The sequence below is a fragment of the Novosphingobium sp. SG754 genome (assembly GCF_013149315.1).
In the GTDB taxonomy this organism is placed as follows: domain Bacteria; phylum Pseudomonadota; class Alphaproteobacteria; order Sphingomonadales; family Sphingomonadaceae; genus Novosphingobium; species Novosphingobium capsulatum.
The window spans coordinates 448,254-463,917 of sequence record NZ_JABGCC010000002.1; the positions used below are offsets into that span (position 1 = coordinate 448,254).

Here is a 15,664-nt window from a genome sequence, read left to right on the forward strand (position 1 = left end):
CTGTTACGGCCTTTATGTTGAAAAACAGGGAGAGCGTGATGCGGGACATGAGGGGCTGGTTCTGCGCGGGTGCATCGTGCCTGTGCCTGGCGATGCCGGCACAAGCGCAGGATACGACCGCGACGGGGCCTGACATTATCGTGCGCGCCACGCCGTTGGCGGGTGAAGCGCCGGAAGTGGGCAATGCCAGGGCACTACAGGCTACCCAGGCGGTAAGCGTGGCCGAGCATCTGGCCCGCACGGCACCCGGCGTCACGATCAACGACGTGCAGGGCAATCCGCTGCAACCCGATGTGAACTATCGCGGCCTCACTGCCTCGCCGCTGCTCGGCACGGCGCAGGGGCTTTCGGTCTATCTCGATGGGGTGCGCGTCAACCAGCCGTTCGGTGACGTGGTCAGCTGGGATCTGATTCCCACCGTGGCGGTGGCTGATATCGATCTGGTATCGGGCGCGGCCCCGCAATTCGGCCGCAATGCCCTGGGCGGTGCGCTGGTTCTGCGCACCAAGAGCGGCAAGAGCGATCCCGGCGTCACGCTGGAGGCCAGCGGCGGTGCATTCGGTCGCGTGACCGGCAGCGCCCAGGCCGGCGGCGTTCTGCCCGGTGGGCTGGACTGGTACGTCGCCGCCGACCATTTCCGCGAGGATGGGTGGCGCGATCTCTCGCGCTCGCGCGCCAGCCGGGCCCTGGCCAAATTGGGGTGGAGCGATGCGGCATCGTCGGTATCGCTGGCGGGCCACTTTGCCGATACCAACCTCAACGGCAATGGCCTTCAGGAAATGCGCCTGCTCGCTGCGGATCGGCGCAGCGTCTATACCGCGCCCGACAATACCCGCAATCGCATGGGCATGGTCGTGCTCAATGGCGAAACCCGCCTGGACAGCGGGCTGCATCTGCGCGGCAACGCTTTCTGGCGCCATCTGCGCACGCAGACGTACAATGGCGACGTCAATGATGATGCCTTGGGCGAAAACCTCTATCAGCCCAATGCGGCTGAACAGGCGGCCCTCACCAGCGCCGGCTATACCGGCTTTCCCGTTGCCGGCGAAACCCAGGCCAATACGCCGTTTCCCCAATGGCGCTGCATTGCTAACGTGCTGCTCAACACCGAGCCGAACGAGAAATGCGATGGCCTGATCAACCGCTCGCAAACCCGGCAAAGCGAATGGGGCGCAACGCTGGAGGCATCGGGCCGCTTCACTACGGGGCCGATTGCCCACGACCTGACGCTGGGTGCATCCTATATCGGCAGCACCGCGCATTTCACGCAAAGCAGCCAGTTCGGCTATATCCTGCCTGATCGCACGGTGATGCCGGTGTCTGGGCCGGGCGCCTTTGCCGATGGCACGCAGGATTCCGAAAATGCCTTTGATGCCAGGGTCGATCTGCGCAGCCGCACCACGGCGCTGTCGGCCTATGCGCTTGACCGTGTCGGGCTTGGCCAGCGGCTTACCCTCGACCTGGCCGCGCGCTATGATCGGGTGGCGGTGCGCAACCGCGATGCAATCACTCCGGGCGGCGGCACCGGCTCGCTCGACAGCAACCCGGTCTATCATCGCCTCAACCCGGCGGTTACGCTCACCGGCAAGGCGGCTGACGGCACGACGCTCGCCCTGTCGTGGAGCCAGGCCAGCCGCGCCCCTTCGGCCATCGAACTGGGTTGTTCCGACCCGGCCAGCCCATGCCGCTTGCCCAACGCTCTCGCCGGCGATCCTCCGCTGCGCCAGGTCATTGCCCGCACGATGGAAATCCGCCTCGATCGCGGCAATGCCTGGGGCCATGTCCACGCCGCGCTGTTCCGCACCGACAGCAGCGACGATATCCTGTTCGTGGCCAACGATGCCTCGGGCTATGGCTACTTCCGCAATTTCGGCAAGACGCGGCGCCAGGGCCTGGAACTGTCGGCAGATGCCCGGCTGCGCGGCTTCACCTTTTCGGCAAGCTATACGCTGCTCGATGCCACCTATCGGTCGAGCGAGGTGGTCAACGGTTCGGGCAACAGCAGCAACGATGGTGCCGGGCCGGGCTTTGACGGTACGATCGCGATCCAGCCGGGCAATCGCATTCCCCTGTTGCCACGCCACACGGTGAAAGCGGCGGTGGGTTGGGAGGCCACGCCGTGGCTCTCACTCAACCTCGACATGGTGGCCGTTTCCAGTGCCTTTGCCCGCGGCAATGAAAACAATGCCCACCAGGCGGATGGCACCTATTATCTCGGCCCCGGAGGAACAGCCCCGTATGCGCTGTTCAATCTTGGGGGAGAAGTTCGTCCCCGCACCGGGCTGACGATCTTTGCCATGGTCCGCAACCTGTTCGACAAGGATTATGCCAGCGCCGCACAACTCGGCGCCACCGCCTTCGATGCGCAGGGCAGGGTGGTGTCACGGCCCTTTGCCGGCCCAGTGATCGATGGCGAACGGCCTTTGCTGCAATCGACGTTCTTCGCGCCCGGCGCGCCCCGCTCGCTCCAGGTGGGCGCCCGCCTGCATTTCTAGGCTTTCCCGGCCCCCCGGCAACCGGCCTTCCCCCCAAAAATGGGCCAGTTGCCATCCCGCCGGCCCGGCGCGCGCCCCGCGTCGGGCCGGTTTTCAATCCGGTAATCATTTACATAGGTATTTGTGGTAAATGTCGCCGTATGAGTGGTTTGGACGCAGTGATGGATGGGGGGCGGCGCATGCTGGGGCGTGCGGTGCGGCTGATCTTGTCTTGCCTGGCTCTGGCGGTGGCACAGCCGGCCCTGGCTGGCGCGCCTGACCAATGGATTACCTTGGAAAATGCCTGCCATGCCACGGGGGCCACGCCAGCACCGGGCCACGACGCCACCCTGCCCACGAGCTTTTCCTGCCATGGCGAGCCGCGCGATTACCAACGCGCCAGCCTCTGGCTCAAGGTTAACGCGCAAACTCTGGCGCAGGCCGGGCCAACGCCGGTGCTGATGGTCCATTCCTCGCGGTTCGATGCGCTGCACGTGGGCTTTTTCTATCGCGATGGTACCGCCGATTGGCAGGAGGTGGCGCGCGGTGCCTATGGCGCGAACTGGCGCCTGGGTGGCCAGATCGCGTTCGTTCCGCCGCAGCGCGATGCCGCGCTGGTTGGCGTGGTCTTGCGATTCGACCGGGTGGCATCGGCACCGATGCTGCGCATGCGCCTGATCGATGGCGGCCAGGCGCAGATCCAGGCCACGGCCATGGCCAGCATGATCGGCGCGATGCTGATGCTGCTGGCGTTGGGAGCGGTCTACAATTTCGGGCTCGCCTTCGCGGTGCGACGGCAATTCCCGGCCTGGCAGGGCGCCTGGGCCACCTGCATGGTCGCCTGGGGGGCGATGTGGTCGCAATTTCACCTGTTCTTCTTTCCGGGGCTGGCCGGGGTCGTTTCGGCGCAGATCTGCACGGCGCTGTCGTGCCTGGCTACCCTCTTGGCCACCTACAGCCTGCTTACCGCGATCGATCCGGGGCACGTGCCGCGCTGGCTGGGCCGCACCACCCGTGTGGTCGCGCTCGCCACGGCACTGCTTGGCGTGCCGCTCAGCCTGATGCGCAGCGGCCCGCTGGAATTCTGGGCCAATGCACTGGGCTTCCTGGTCTTGCTGCTGCTGGTTCTGGCCGGATCGTGCCTGATCACCGCATGGCGGCGGGGCAGCAGCGCCGCGCGCGCGTTTGTCGGCGCATGGGCTGTGCCGATGCTGGCGCTCGGCCTGTCGTCGGTCGTGGATTTCAGTCATGCCGTATGGGGCGGGGGGTCGCAGATGCTGGTCCTGGCCGCATCGGCCTGGCAGACGGTGTGGCTGTCGGTTGCGGCCACCCGGCGCTTCATGGGCATGCGGATCGAGCGTGACCGCGCCCTCGTTGCTGAAGCAGCAGCGCAGGAGCAGGCCCGGCGCGATCCGCTGACCGGGTTGCGCAATCGCCGTGGTTTCACCGACGCGATCACCCCGCTGCTCGACCGTGTAACCCAGGCGCCAGACGCGGTGTTGGACGATAGCCAGGGTGTGGCGCTCCTGCTGCTCGATGTCGACCGCTTCAAGGCGATCAACGACGCCCATGGCCACGACGCCGGCGATGTCGTGCTGGTAACCCTGGCGCGGCGGCTCGCGCGTTGGGATGGGGCAATGTGCGTGACAGCGCGCCTGGGCGGAGAGGAGTTTGCCTTGCTCGCCACCGGCATGGGCCGCTTTGCCGCCCTGCAACTCGCCGAAAGCGTGCGCACGGGGCTGGGTGATTGCGACCATTCCCCGTTTTTCGGGCGTGGGCAGGTAACGGTGAGCGTGGGCGTGGCCATGGCACGGCCTGGAGACGATTTCGCCGCGCTCTATCGCACCGCCGATGCCGCGCTCTATGCGGCCAAGCACCAGGGCCGCAACCGCGTGGTGATCGCGCCCGACGTGATCTATCCCGAAGGCGATGACGCCGCGATGCCGATCCGCATCGGCATCAGCGACTGACGCTGTTTTTGGGCGAGGGCCTTGCCTAGCCGGCTTGGCTCCGCTTAATCCTCGGTTCCTGGCGACGTGAACCGCGCCAGACGTGGACCAAGAGGGGATAACGAGTTTGGCCCGATTGAAGCGCAGCGAAAGCCAGGCGCGTACGCGCGAACGGCTGCTGCAGGCGGCAACCGATCTGTTTCGGCGCGATGGCTATGCGATCACCTCGCTCGAACGCATTGCCGATGCGGCCGGCTTCACCAAGGGCGCGGTCTATTCCAATTTCGACAGCAAGGAAGCGATCTATCTCGAAGTGTTGAGCGCCGAAGCGCTTCGCAGCCTTGGCGATTTGCTGGCCGACCTTGACGGCGCCACCGATGCCGCCGGGGTGGTGGACGTGGTAGCCGCCTGGGCGCAGGAGCGTTCGCGCCATGGCGGATGGTCCCTGTCGGTGCTGGAACTGGCGCGCACCTCGCCGCCCGGATCGCCCTGCCTTGAGCGGCTTGAGGAAATCGTGCGACGGGGCTGGCGCGAACTTGGCGGCTATCTGCGGCAACGCTTCCCCGGTGGTCCGGCGCAGCCGGAAACCCTCGGCGCGCTCTTGTTCGAGATCGCCTATGCCCCGGCACTCACGTTTCTGGCCAGCCCCGATGCAGCCGACCTGGTGCGCCTAGTCTTGCCCGCACAATTGGCGCCGTCACCGGCCTGATGGCCCAATCATCAGCCCTTTGCGATACTGCATGATGACCGGCACGCTGATCGGCCGGTTGGTGATGGCCACGGCCGTGGCGGCAAACGCGGGCTTCAACTTGAACACCGAGAGATGCGGATTACGGGTAAAACCGCCACCATCGTTCCAATCGGATTTGCCGTTGGCGTTGGCATCGTGGCGCACCGCCACGGCATAGTCGCCCGGTTGGCTGATCGGAAAGCAAAAGCGGATCGGACCACCACCATGGCGACGCTGCTCGATCCGCATCGCCCATTGCCCCTTGTCGAGAAAGCGCGCGCCACCCGGCCCGTAAAGCTGGGCGCGCACCGTCCCCTTGTCGTTGATAAAGCCGCTGACCTCTACGGTGAGTGAGGGTTGTCCCGGAAGGCATTCCCGGTCGGGTGTGCGGCTTTGCGCTGCTGGCATTGCCGGTGGCGTGGCGGGTGTCTGCGCAAGTGCGCTCAGCGGCAAAAACGCGAGGAACACTGTGGCGCCCGCCCATACCCATGGCGTTGTTGGCACGTTCGCTTCTCCTGTCTGATGGGGGCGGTGGGCATGCTCTTGCCCGGCGGGAAAGAGTTGCAATTCGCCCGGAATTGGGTGACCGCCAGCCCATGGCGGACGACATTCTGTTTCTGTTCAACCACGATGCCCCGCACCAGGTGGCGCATATTGCCGGCATCGCGCGCGCGATGGTGAAGACGGGTGCCGATGGCCGCACCGTCACCTGCGCGGTAGCCACGCCGGCCATCCGCGCGCGCGTGGAAAGCATCCTCCGCTCGGCAGCGGGGCAGGTGGCGTGGTATGACATGGCGTTGCCGGGGTGGCTGGAAGCCGCGCTGGCACTGCCCAACAAGGTGGCGCCGGTACGGCGGCTGATGCGGCTGCGCCATCATGCCGGGCGGATCAACGCGGCGCGTGTGGTGGTCAGTGCAGAACGCACGTGTCTCTCCATCCGCGAAGGGCGGGGCAAGGCGCTGTTTGCCTATGTGCCCCACGGTGCAGGCGATCGCATGGTGTCCTATCATCCGGAAAAGGGCGGGTTCGACCTGATCCTGGTGAGTGGTCAAAAGACCGCGCGCGAGATGGTGGCGCGCGGCGTCGCCCCGGCCGAGCGACTGCGCGTGATTGGCTACCCCAAGTTCGACACGATCGATCTTGCCCAGTCCAAACACCTGTTCCCCAACGGCAATCCCGTGCTGGTCTATAACCCGCACTTCGATCCGCTGCTGTCGAGCTGGTATGATCATGGCCCGGCGCTGCTGGACTGGTTCGCCAGCCCAGCGGGGCAGGCGTACAATCTGATTTTTGCCCCGCATATCATGCTGTTTGCCAAGAAACTTCATGTATCGCTGGAATACCGCACCGCGCGCCTGCGCCCGGATATCGCCCCGCATTGGCAGAGCGCAGCCAATATCCTGATCGATACCGGCAGCGCCGCGCTGGTCGACATGACCTATACGTTGGCCGCGCATGCCTACATCGGCGACGTATCGAGCCAGGTGTACGAATTCCTGGTCCGACCCCGGCCGCTGCTGTTCCTCGATGCGTTCTCGCACGATCCACGATCGCGCGAGGGGGCCTATCCGGCCTGGCAGGCTGGCGACGTGGCGCGCGATGCGGCGGGCCTGGCAGCGCTGATCCCTGGCGCATGGCAGCGCCATGATGCCTTTCGCGCCACACAAGAGGCGATCTTTGCCGACACGGTCTCGCATCAGGCGGGCCATCCGGCCGTGCAACGCGCGGCGCAGGCCTTGCGCGACCTGGCCGCCGGGCGCGGCGCGATCGGACCCCAGGCGTGACGGCGCGATCGCGGCTGCGCGCGGTGCTGGCCAATCTGGGCTGGCTCCTGGCCAGCAACGCGCTGATGGCCGTGCTCTCGCTCGTCTATATAGGCATGGCGACGCGCACGCTGGGGCTGGCTGATTTCGGCCGCTTTGCCCTGATCACGGGCACCGCCCAGACGCTGGCCATGCTGGTCAGCTTCGAAACGTGGAAAGTGGTCGTGCAGTATGGCCTCGATCACGAGGCGGCCGGCGACAACGCAGCCACCTGGCGCCTGGAACAGGCCGCCGCGCTGATCGAAGTCTGCAGCGCCGGCCTGGGCATTGCCCTGGTGATTGCACTGTTTTCCCTCTGGCCGGCGCCGTTCGGCATGGATGCCGCTGTGGTGCCCTATGCCATCGGTTATGCTGTGGTGCAGCTGATCACCTTGCGCTCCACCCCCACGGGCATTCTGCGCATGCGTGATCGGTTCCGCCTGGCGGCCCTTGCCGATAGCGTGCAACCAATCGGCCGCCTGGTCGGGGCGACGCTGGCACAATGGCTTTGGCCGGAATTGGCCGGCTTCCTGCTGGCCTGGGCCATCGCCGAACTGTTGACCTTGGCCGCAACCTGGGCCTTGGCGGCGCAAACCGGTGACGTGCGCGGATTGCTGCGGGTGCGCCATGGCTGGCGCCAGGCGCGCGCGGAAAATCCGGGGATCGGTCGCGTGCTGATCAGCACCAACGGACAATCGACTCTGGGCCTTGCCGCCCGGCAGGCGCCGCTGCTGTTGGTCGGCGGCTTCGTCGGAGCCGAGGCGGCGGGGGCCTTTCGCCTTGCGGCGCAACTGGCCAATGCCCTGTCCAAGATTTCCATCCTGCTCACGCGGGCCGCCTTTCCCGAAATCGTCCGGTCGATCCGTACCGCGTCGCGCGCGCACTTTCGCGCCGGGGTGCTGCGCGTCGGCCTGGCTGGCTTGCTGGCGGCCGGCGCCGTGATGGCGCTGGTGGCGCTGGCGGGCCGTAATCTGTTGATGGCCGTGGGCGGGCACGCGTTCGGTGCAGGATATGTCTATCTCTTGTGGCTGGCCGGGGCCGGCGCGATCGAGCTGGCCGCCGCCGCGTTCGAGCCGATCCTGCTCTCGGTGCATCGCGCGCTGTCGGCCACTGTGGCGCGGGCTGCGGCCGTGGCGCTGCAACTTGGCCTGATGCTGGTGCTGCTGCCCCAGATCGGAGCCCTGGGCGCCAGTATCAGCGTGTTCGCCGGATCGGTGGCGGCAAGCGTGTTGTTGGGCGCGGTCTTGTGGCATTATGCCATGCATCACGGGTTGGACGAAGCAGCGGCCTAGGCTGAGCCAAGTCGGCCGGCGATCCGCCGTGCCAGCACCAGATCGGCCGGCTTGTCGACATCGACAGCCGCCAGCCCGTGGGGACTGGCGACCGCTTCCACCCTCAGTCCAGCCCGCTCGCCCAAAGTGGCCATCGCCTCGGTGAGCGACAGCTGCCCCAGCGCATAGCGCAGCAGAAGCCGGGGGCCGAGGCGCCAGACGATCCGCCACGGCCGCTTGCGGTTGCGCTCCACCGCCTGCCATAGCGCAAACGCGGCCGCGGCGCGGGGCGTGGCAAAGTGAAACAGGTTGCAGCCCGACCATTGCCCGTCGGCAAAGCGCAGCCAGGTGCGCTGGGTTTCGGGGACGGCCGCCTCCACCACGTCGCGCCGCGCCAAAAGCACCGAGACATCGGCATCGCGCGATACCGCCGCGCGAAAATCGGCAACCCATGCTGGTTGCAACAGCGCATGATCGGCCGTGGTCAACAGCATCGGCGCACCCAGCAAGGCAAAGCCGCGCGCGGCGCTTTCACTGGGGCCGTGGGCTGCCGACACCAGTTCGCAGCCCAGTTCCTGCGCCAGGGCCGCGACGGCCGGATCAGACGCAGCGACCGCCACGCGCCCGGCTCCGGCGGCGCGCACCGCCGCGATCACGCGCGCGAGCATTGGCACACCGGCCACCGGAACCAGCGCCTTGGCCGGCAGACCCTCGCTGGCGGCAACGGGGTCGTCCGGCCCGCGCGCGCCAGCCAGGATCAGGGCGGAAAATGCCGTCATGCGCGCCGCGCCTGCCATAGCCGCAACAGCACGCCCGGTGCGGCCAGGATCGGGTGGCGTTCGCGCCATGGTGTCAGCGCCAGACGCAGGCCGGAATGCCGTTCAATCTTCCACAAGGCATAGCGGGCGGCACCTTCGAACGTGAAGGCAGCCTTGACCAGGCGCAGGGCGTTGAGCGGCTTGCCCAGCGCGCGGCGCAACCGCCAGGCGCGCTGCCAGCGGCGGCGCTGTCCTTGCGGTACTTCCGGTTGCCAGGCCGCGCCGCTGCCAGACAGCAGGATGCCCTGGCTGGCCCAGGCAAGCGGCAGTATCGTGGCAAAGTGGGCTGGATCGGCCGAGAGGATGGCGTCGCTGCGAGATGGCGGTTCCACCCGCAGTTCGGCGCGATAGGTCTGGCGGAACAGCGCCCGCCACCAGGCTTGCGCCGGGCCTTGGCCTGGGCCAAGCGCCAGGGCAAAGCGAGCGGCCGTGGCAATAGCATCGGCCACCGCCTGGGTGACCGCAGCAGCCATGGCACGATCGCTGGCCACCAGCAGCCGGGCAGGCTGGCAGAACCGCGCCCATACCGTCGTATCGATGCTTTCGCCGCGCGCCGCCCGGCGAAATTGCGCCAGGGACATGACCGCGACCTTGGCCCGCACGGTGACGGCGCCAAGACCGATTTCATGATAGCCAACGTCGGGCCAGATCAGCGCCGCCAAGCCGCGCGCCGGGCGGCGATGGAGGACATAGAAATCAACCAGCCCCTCCAGATCGTCACGCCGCAGGTTCGATCCATAAAACAGCACGGCATCGCCACCGAGCCGGGCGCAGACCTGCCGGGCCGCCGCCACGATCTCTGGCTTTGCCGGTTGTGCGAGGCTGGCCGCCACCGCCTGGTTCAGGCTCATGCCGGAACCACGAACTGGATCGGCCGGCCCCGGCTGATGATCAGATTGCCGCCCGGAAACTGCTCGCCATCAAGGATGAAGCCCCGGTCGAGCGAGAGATAGACCTTGTCCGCATCGCGGCGGATATAGCCATCTGCTTCCAATGCCGGCGATTCCCGTCCCTTGATCACCGCGAGGAAATTGCGGTGCAGGGCACGGGGTGGGGCCTTGACGGTAAGGAACTTGAGCCCGTCGCGGATGCGACCGAACGGGCGCAGGCCCACCGGCATCTGCCGCAAGGTCGAGGCCAGCATGAGATAGACGCGTTCGGCAAAGATCTCCACGCCATCGCGCGACACCCGCGCCATGTCGCCACGGCGCCAGCTGTTGCGCGGCCCACCGAACAGGCTCTTCAGCAAGGCCATCAGCACGGTCATTGCCACCGCGATGGCGTTGAACATGCCCTTGCGGTGCACGCGCTGCGCCAGCAACGTTGCGCGGCTGAACACGCCCAGGCCAAAGATGAAGCCGAGCTGGTCGGGCAGGGCATTGTTGTTCCAGTGAATATGCACTGGCGCGCGGTCGGCGACCCGGTTTTCCATGTGCGCCCGGATCGCGTCGCCCAGGCTCCAGTGCGCGGGCAAGGCCAGATCGAACGCCAGCGCGTTGGTCTTGCCCGAGGGGATCACCGCCACGCGCGGCAGTGCCCCGCGATACACCATGTGCGCCACGCTCAAGACATCACGTACGGTGCCATCGCCGCCATCGATTACAATCAGTTCGACGCCTTCGTTGGCAAACTGGGTGATGATGCTGACCAGTTCGTTGCGCGATGAGGGTTCGCGCTTGAACACGACGGCCTCGGGCAGTTCGGTCGGGCGTGAGCCGCCGTTGTTGCGGTGGCTGCGCGGATTGCTCACCACGCCTACGCGGGGCACCGGGCGGCTGACTTCGGTGGGGGCAAAATCCTTGGCGCGGATGATCGCCACCCCGCCGTGTTGATTGAATTCCTGTCTCATTTCCGCTCGATAGAATGCGCACCGCGCCAGTGGCGCAGCGCTTTGACATGACGGTCCGTAAAAACTCCAATGGTGTCGCCAACGCGCAAAGCCAAGATCAGTTTCCAAAAAAAACTGTTATTCGGTGCAAAATAGGCGGGCGCGTAAGGCAGGCTTGGGTACGGTTCGTAAAAAGCAGCCGCCGCTCAATCGCCCAGTGGCATGATCCGATCGGGGTGAAGCGCCTGGACCAGCGTGTCCACCTCCTTCCAGCCTTGCGCCAGCCAGCGCGCCTGTTGCGGCGCCGTCAGCAGCAGGGGGACGGAGGCGGGGGGATTGGCTGGGCCCGATAGCGCGTCGACACCAACGGTCAGGATGGCAAAGCTGGGCACTTCGGAATCGCGCCAGATGCCGGCAAAGGCCATGATCGGCGCATCGGGCGATCGCCACCACCGCCGTGCGCCGCCTGCGCGAAAATGCGTGGCCGGCACCAGGCAGCGCATCTCGGGATGGCGCAAAGTGCCGATCCAGAACGGGCTTTCCACATTGCGCACCGTCGTCACCACGTGCTGCCCGCGAGGTGGTGGTGGCACGCCCCATTGGCGCGGCACCAGGCGCCGCCGACCATCGCGGCCACGCACCACCACCGGGGCATAGCCGCCCGGGTTCACCGCGCCACCGGTCCAGACATCGCCGTTGGCGTCGGCCGCCAGCGCCTGGGCAATAGCATGGGCCGGGGCATCGAGAACATAGGCGAGTGACATGGCTGGCAATCCTTGTGAAACAGCATTGCCATGCCGCCAAGCATTTCACGCAGAGAAATGGCTTGCTGGCCCCTCTGGCCTTTTCGGTGCGCGCAGGGCATTGTGACGCTTGCAACTCTATTTCACCCTGCTGCCGGCGGGCAAGGCTTGCTGCTTTTGCCCGCCGGCTTTTTCTGGTCTGCGCTCTTGGGGCGGTGGCCGCTCTTGCTCTGTCGCGCAAAGCGGGCAAGAGGGGAGACCCACCCCTGCTGACCAAGGACTAGGCATGAGCGTTGCGTTTCGCCGCGAAAGTGATGACGAGCATCTCGAACCCAAGTTCGAGCGGCCGATTCCGCCTGGGCCCAATCTGGTAACGGCGCGTGGCCTGGCGCAATTGAGCGCCAGAGTGGCAGAGGTGGAGGCATTGATCGCCACGCTGCAGGATGAGGAGGCGCTCAAGGCCGCGCGCCGCGATCTGCGTTATTGGAGTACGCGCCTGGCCACCGCCCAGGTAATGCCTGCGCCGGCCGGTGACGTGGTGGAGTTCGGTTCCACGGTCACGCTGGTGCACAACGGCCGAGAGCGGACGGTCACGCTCGTCGGCGACGACGAGGCCGACCCAGCGGCAGGCCTGCTGGCGTTTTCCGCGCCGCTGGCGCGCGCGATCATGGGCGCCGAAGCGGGCGAATATGTGGATTTTGGTGGCAAGGCCGAAGCCGTGGAGATCGTCAAGATCACGTGAAGCTGATCGGCGTCGCTGGGAAAGCCTGCGCGGCGCGATCGGCGCTCAACCGGGGTCGGCGGGTGCCTGCGCCTGGAGCTGGTCCAGCATATCCATGAAGTTGCGCGCAGCGTCCCGCTCGGCAGGATCGGGAAAGGCCACGTCGAGATCGGGCGCATTGCCCAGGATGTGCATCAACGCCCACATCGCAAAGCGCCGGCCGGGATCACGCTCCAGGCCAAAATCCACGGAAAGGCGTTCCATGCCCGCGGCCAGTGCCGCTGGCGCTACCGATGCAGGATCGGCAGCGCCGAAGTAGCGGCGCATCTGGTCGTCGAAATCCACGAAACGCCTTTCCGAGGGGAAAAAGCCAGCAGCGGCGATTAGCCGTTCAGCTTGTCCTTGAGAGCCTTGGCCGGCGCGAAGCTGAGCTTGCGCGAAGCCGCGATCTGGATCGGTTCGCCGGTCGAGGGATTGCGGCCTTCACGGGCCGGCACGTCCTTGACCTTGAACTTGCCGAACGCGTTCAGCGAGATTTCCTCACCCTTGGCAGCGGCTTCGGCGATGGCGGCGAAAACGGCGTCGACCGTCTTGCGGACCTCGGCCTTGGCAATGCCCTGGCTGGCGGCAACGGCATCGACAAGTTCAGTAGTGTTCATGGTAGCGTTTCTCCAAAATGCTGCGTGGGGCCTAACGCCTGATTTGCGCGCTGTAAATCGGCGGAGAGACGAAGAACCATGGGTTTGCGTTCATTCGCCGGCGCGTTTTCCACCGCTACGGCACGCTGGCGCCGGCATTGTCTGGTGCCAGGGCCAGATCATGACGCGTTGCAGCACGCAGGACGCCGGTTTCCCGGCAGCAATCCCTGCGCTGAGATTAACGATCTTTCGGCGCCTGCATGTCCGCGCGCTTGCATAAGGCTGCACAGGCCTGGCGATAGCCAGCGATATTGCCGAATATCCCGACGCGACAACGGAAATTGCCGCAAACAGGGTTGGCTGGCGCATGTGTAGGTTGCGCTGCAGGCCCGATCGTCAGGCTCCGCTCGATCAGCGGATTGGGGCACGCGATAACAACTGTAACGGTTCTGCGTATCGCCTTCATGACGGCGCGATTGCGCATATGCGATATGAGGCAAGCGCAGGCTCAGCGGCACATCCGGGGTCAGCCACGCAAACACATGAATTTTCCATATCGGACCGAAAAATGCGGCCATCACGCTGGTCCAACGACAGAATCGCGCCCCGGTATGCATTCGAACAACGTCCCGATTCTTGCCCAGCGCCTTGATCGGGTGTGAGTTCAATCCATAACCATTGCCATACAGATAAAATCCCTGTTGTTCTCGGTTCCCGGGCAGCGTAGTGCTTGGGCGTAAAGGAGAGCCATGGCCTTCGTTGATCAGATTGGTGCGCTTCGGGAAAACGAAGCCGGCCCACGCTACATGCGGCTGCAAAAGCTTATTCGTCACGCGGTAGACAGCCGTCGCCTTGCCGCCGGCGCCGCTCTGCCCAGCGAGCGGGACCTTTGCGAGGAATACGGGCTGTCGCGCGTCACCATCCGCAAGGCGATCGATGGCCTGGTGGAAGAAGGCTTGCTGGAAAGGCGCCAGGGCGCCGGCACCTTTGTCTCGGAAAACCTTCAGAAAGCCAGCAGCGGCCGCGTGGAAAAGAGCTTTTCGGCGCTGTCATCGTTTTCGGAAGACATGATGGCGCGCGGGCGCAAGCCCGGCAACAAGTGGATCGATCGTTCCGAAGGGCTCGTGACGCCCGAGGAATCGCTGTCGCTGGGCCTGTCGCCGGGTTCGAAAGTCTATCGCTTCCAGCGCATCCGTTACGCCGATGGCGTGACCATGGCGCTTGAAGGCGCCACGGTGCCGGGTTGGGGCCTGCCTTCGGTCGCGACGGTCGAGAACTCGCTCTACACGGCCTTGCAACAGGCTGGGCACAGGCCGGTGCGGGCGCTGCAGCGCGTGCGCGCGATCGGTTTTCCGGCGGAAATGGCCGATCTGCTGGGCATCGCGGCCGGCGATCCGTGCCTGTTCATCGAACGCCGGGCGTTTCTGCCCGATGGCCGGGTGATCGAAATCACCCACAGCTATTACCGTGGCGATGCCTATGACCTGGTCGCCGAATTGAGCGAGATCTGACGCAGCCTCAGGCGACGCGGCGGCGATGGGCGCCGCGCTCGCGCTTGGCCTGGTACAGCCGCGCGTCCGCCTCCTGCAGCAGCGCATCGAGCTGATCGGCGCGATTGTCGCTCACCACGCTGCCCACGCAGGTGGAGATCAGGATGACATGGTCATCCACCTCGAACGGTTCAGCGATCGTGGTGCGCAGGCGCTGCGCCAGAAGACCGGCCTCTTCGCTGCGTGACAGGCCAAATTGCACGACGGCAAATTCATCGCCGCCCAGGCGCGCAACGATATCGCCATTGCGGATCGCGCCGCGCAGCCGATTGGCCACTTGTTCCAGCAGGCGATCGCCAGTGCCGTGGCCATAGGCATCGTTGACTGGCTTGAAGCCATCGAGATCGAGATAATGTACGGCGACGAGGCCGTGCGGAGACATGACGGCAGCATTGGCCTCGAAATGCTCGCGCAGGGCGAGGCGATTGGGCAGGGCGGTCAGGTTGTCGCGCCGGGCCAGCGAGAGCGAGACCAGCCGATGGCCGATCTCTGCCTTGACCATGTCATGGCGCATGCGCAGCGACTGTCGGCCGCCGATCACGAAGGCCGTGGCGATAAACGCCAGCCCGATCGTCAAAGGGCGGCCCTCGGCCAGCGCGAGCAGCAGGGTTGGTGTCATCGCCAGGGCCATGAACAGCGAGGCAAGACGCGGCCGGGCGCCAACGCCGGTCGCCACGCCTGCACAAAACCCGACAAGCACGCAGATCGTCAGGGCGCGCGCATCGCCACGATCCAGGTGGATCACCCGCGCCCCGATCAGGCCGAGCAACCCTGCAAAGCTGCCATAGGGCACGGCGAACAGCAGTTCCAGCCGGCGCGCGGCGGGCCGGTCGAGCAGGGCGGTCAGGGCGCGGTGACGCAAGCGCACCGCCAGGATGATCCGCGTGGTCCAGGCACAAGCTGCCAAGCCACCCAGTACCATGATCACGCGATCACCGGTGTCGTGGATCATCAGGGCGAGATAGGCGGCAAAGATCACCGCCATGTAGATCGCTTGCAATGGCGTGGCATAGAGCCCGCGCACGAGTTCGGCATAGATGCGGTCGGCCAGTGCTGGCCCGCCGGCAGCGGCATCCGCGCCGGCACCGGCCGGAAACGTCGTTCGGGGCACCGGCGCTCTCTCCACATGGCACCGCCTGC

15 protein-coding genes and 1 pseudogene are annotated in these 15,664 nt (G+C 66.0%); 7 read left to right on the forward strand and 9 right to left on the reverse strand.

Annotated elements, in window-relative coordinates; all coding sequences use genetic code 11:
- Positions 1–38 precede the first annotated feature (38 nt).
- The 3 genes from FHW97_RS06545 to FHW97_RS06555 all read left to right on the forward strand — a co-directional run bounded on the left by FHW97_RS06545 (position 39) and on the right by FHW97_RS06555 (position 5,132).
- Positions 39–2,495, forward strand: a complete 2,457-nt coding sequence (locus tag FHW97_RS06545) for a TonB-dependent receptor (RefSeq protein WP_171798438.1) — start codon at positions 39–41, stop codon at positions 2,493–2,495.
- Positions 2,496–2,674: 179 nt separating this feature from the next.
- A complete protein-coding gene (locus tag FHW97_RS06550; protein WP_253941629.1) occupies positions 2,675–4,444 on the forward strand; it encodes a diguanylate cyclase in 1,770 nt (589 codons plus the stop codon).
- 115 nt (positions 4,445–4,559) lie between these two features.
- Complete coding sequence (locus tag FHW97_RS06555; protein WP_216647672.1) at positions 4,560–5,132, forward strand: TetR/AcrR family transcriptional regulator; 573 nt, start codon at positions 4,560–4,562, stop codon at positions 5,130–5,132.
- Here the strand turns inward: FHW97_RS06555 and FHW97_RS06560 are convergent.
- Positions 5,121–5,561: a DUF2141 domain-containing protein gene (locus tag FHW97_RS06560; protein ID WP_062784446.1), complete on the reverse strand. Its 441-nt coding sequence runs from the start codon at positions 5,559–5,561 to the stop codon at positions 5,121–5,123. The two genes, FHW97_RS06555 and FHW97_RS06560, sit on opposite strands and share 12 nt — an antisense overlap.
- 188 nt (positions 5,562–5,749) lie before the next feature.
- Between FHW97_RS06560 and FHW97_RS06565 the strand changes: the two genes are divergently transcribed.
- Positions 5,750–6,937, forward strand: a complete 1,188-nt coding sequence (locus FHW97_RS06565) for a hypothetical protein (RefSeq protein ID WP_171798439.1) — start codon at positions 5,750–5,752, stop codon at positions 6,935–6,937.
- Positions 6,934–8,247, forward strand: coding sequence for a lipopolysaccharide biosynthesis protein (locus FHW97_RS06570; protein ID WP_171798440.1), 1,314 nt, complete (start codon positions 6,934–6,936; stop codon positions 8,245–8,247). Before FHW97_RS06565 ends, FHW97_RS06570 begins: the two co-directional genes overlap by 4 nt.
- On the opposite strand, the gene FHW97_RS06575 is transcribed toward FHW97_RS06570, so the two are convergent.
- The 4 genes from FHW97_RS06575 to FHW97_RS06590 all read right to left on the reverse strand — a co-directional run bounded on the left by FHW97_RS06575 (position 8,244) and on the right by FHW97_RS06590 (position 11,636).
- On the reverse strand, positions 8,244–9,005 hold the full coding sequence (locus FHW97_RS06575; protein WP_171798441.1) for an NTP transferase domain-containing protein: 762 nt from the start codon (positions 9,003–9,005) through the stop codon (positions 8,244–8,246). The genes FHW97_RS06570 and FHW97_RS06575 overlap by 4 nt on opposite strands.
- A complete protein-coding gene (locus FHW97_RS06580; RefSeq protein ID WP_171798442.1) occupies positions 9,002–9,895 on the reverse strand; it encodes a hypothetical protein in 894 nt (297 codons plus the stop codon). Before FHW97_RS06580 ends, FHW97_RS06575 begins: the two co-directional genes overlap by 4 nt.
- Entirely contained in the window at positions 9,892–10,893 is a 1,002-nt protein-coding gene (locus tag FHW97_RS06585) for a diacylglycerol kinase family protein (protein WP_171798443.1), read from the reverse strand. The genes FHW97_RS06580 and FHW97_RS06585 overlap by 4 nt, the downstream gene beginning before the upstream one ends.
- A 185-nt stretch (positions 10,894–11,078) precedes the next feature.
- Entirely contained in the window at positions 11,079–11,636 is a 558-nt protein-coding gene (locus tag FHW97_RS06590; protein ID WP_022678514.1) for an SOS response-associated peptidase family protein, read from the reverse strand.
- 265 nt (positions 11,637–11,901) lie between these two features.
- Here FHW97_RS06590 and FHW97_RS06595 point away from each other — a divergent pair, with 265 nt between their 5' ends.
- Positions 11,902–12,357 (forward strand): GreA/GreB family elongation factor, encoded by a 456-nt coding sequence (locus tag FHW97_RS06595; protein WP_171798444.1) that lies wholly within the window; start codon positions 11,902–11,904, stop codon positions 12,355–12,357.
- Between the two features lie 45 nt (positions 12,358–12,402).
- Here FHW97_RS06595 and FHW97_RS06600 read toward each other — a convergent pair whose 3' ends face one another.
- The 3 genes and pseudogenes from FHW97_RS06600 to FHW97_RS06610 form a co-directional block, all read right to left on the reverse strand.
- Positions 12,403–12,681 carry a hypothetical protein gene (locus FHW97_RS06600; RefSeq protein ID WP_171792241.1) on the reverse strand — a complete coding sequence of 93 codons (279 nt, stop codon included), beginning with the start codon at positions 12,679–12,681 and terminating at the stop codon, positions 12,403–12,405.
- A gap of 38 nt (positions 12,682–12,719) precedes the next feature.
- Positions 12,720–13,013, reverse strand: a pseudogene (locus FHW97_RS06605) (HU family DNA-binding protein); the annotation flags it as partial.
- A 199-nt stretch (positions 13,014–13,212) separates the two neighbouring features.
- Positions 13,213–13,458, reverse strand: coding sequence for a hypothetical protein (locus tag FHW97_RS06610; RefSeq protein WP_171798445.1), 246 nt, complete (start codon positions 13,456–13,458; stop codon positions 13,213–13,215).
- Positions 13,459–13,723: 265 nt separating this feature from the next.
- On the opposite strand from FHW97_RS06610, the gene FHW97_RS06615 reads away from it, so the two are divergent.
- The gene (locus FHW97_RS06615) at positions 13,724–14,485 is read left to right on the forward strand and encodes a GntR family transcriptional regulator (RefSeq protein WP_022678509.1); all 762 of its coding nucleotides are present in this window, start codon (positions 13,724–13,726) and stop codon (positions 14,483–14,485) included.
- Between the two features lie 7 nt (positions 14,486–14,492).
- Here FHW97_RS06615 and FHW97_RS06620 read toward each other — a convergent pair whose 3' ends face one another.
- On the reverse strand, positions 14,493–15,635 hold the full coding sequence (locus tag FHW97_RS06620; protein WP_370525325.1) for a diguanylate cyclase domain-containing protein: 1,143 nt from the start codon (positions 15,633–15,635) through the stop codon (positions 14,493–14,495).
- Positions 15,636–15,664: the final 29 nt, after the last annotated feature.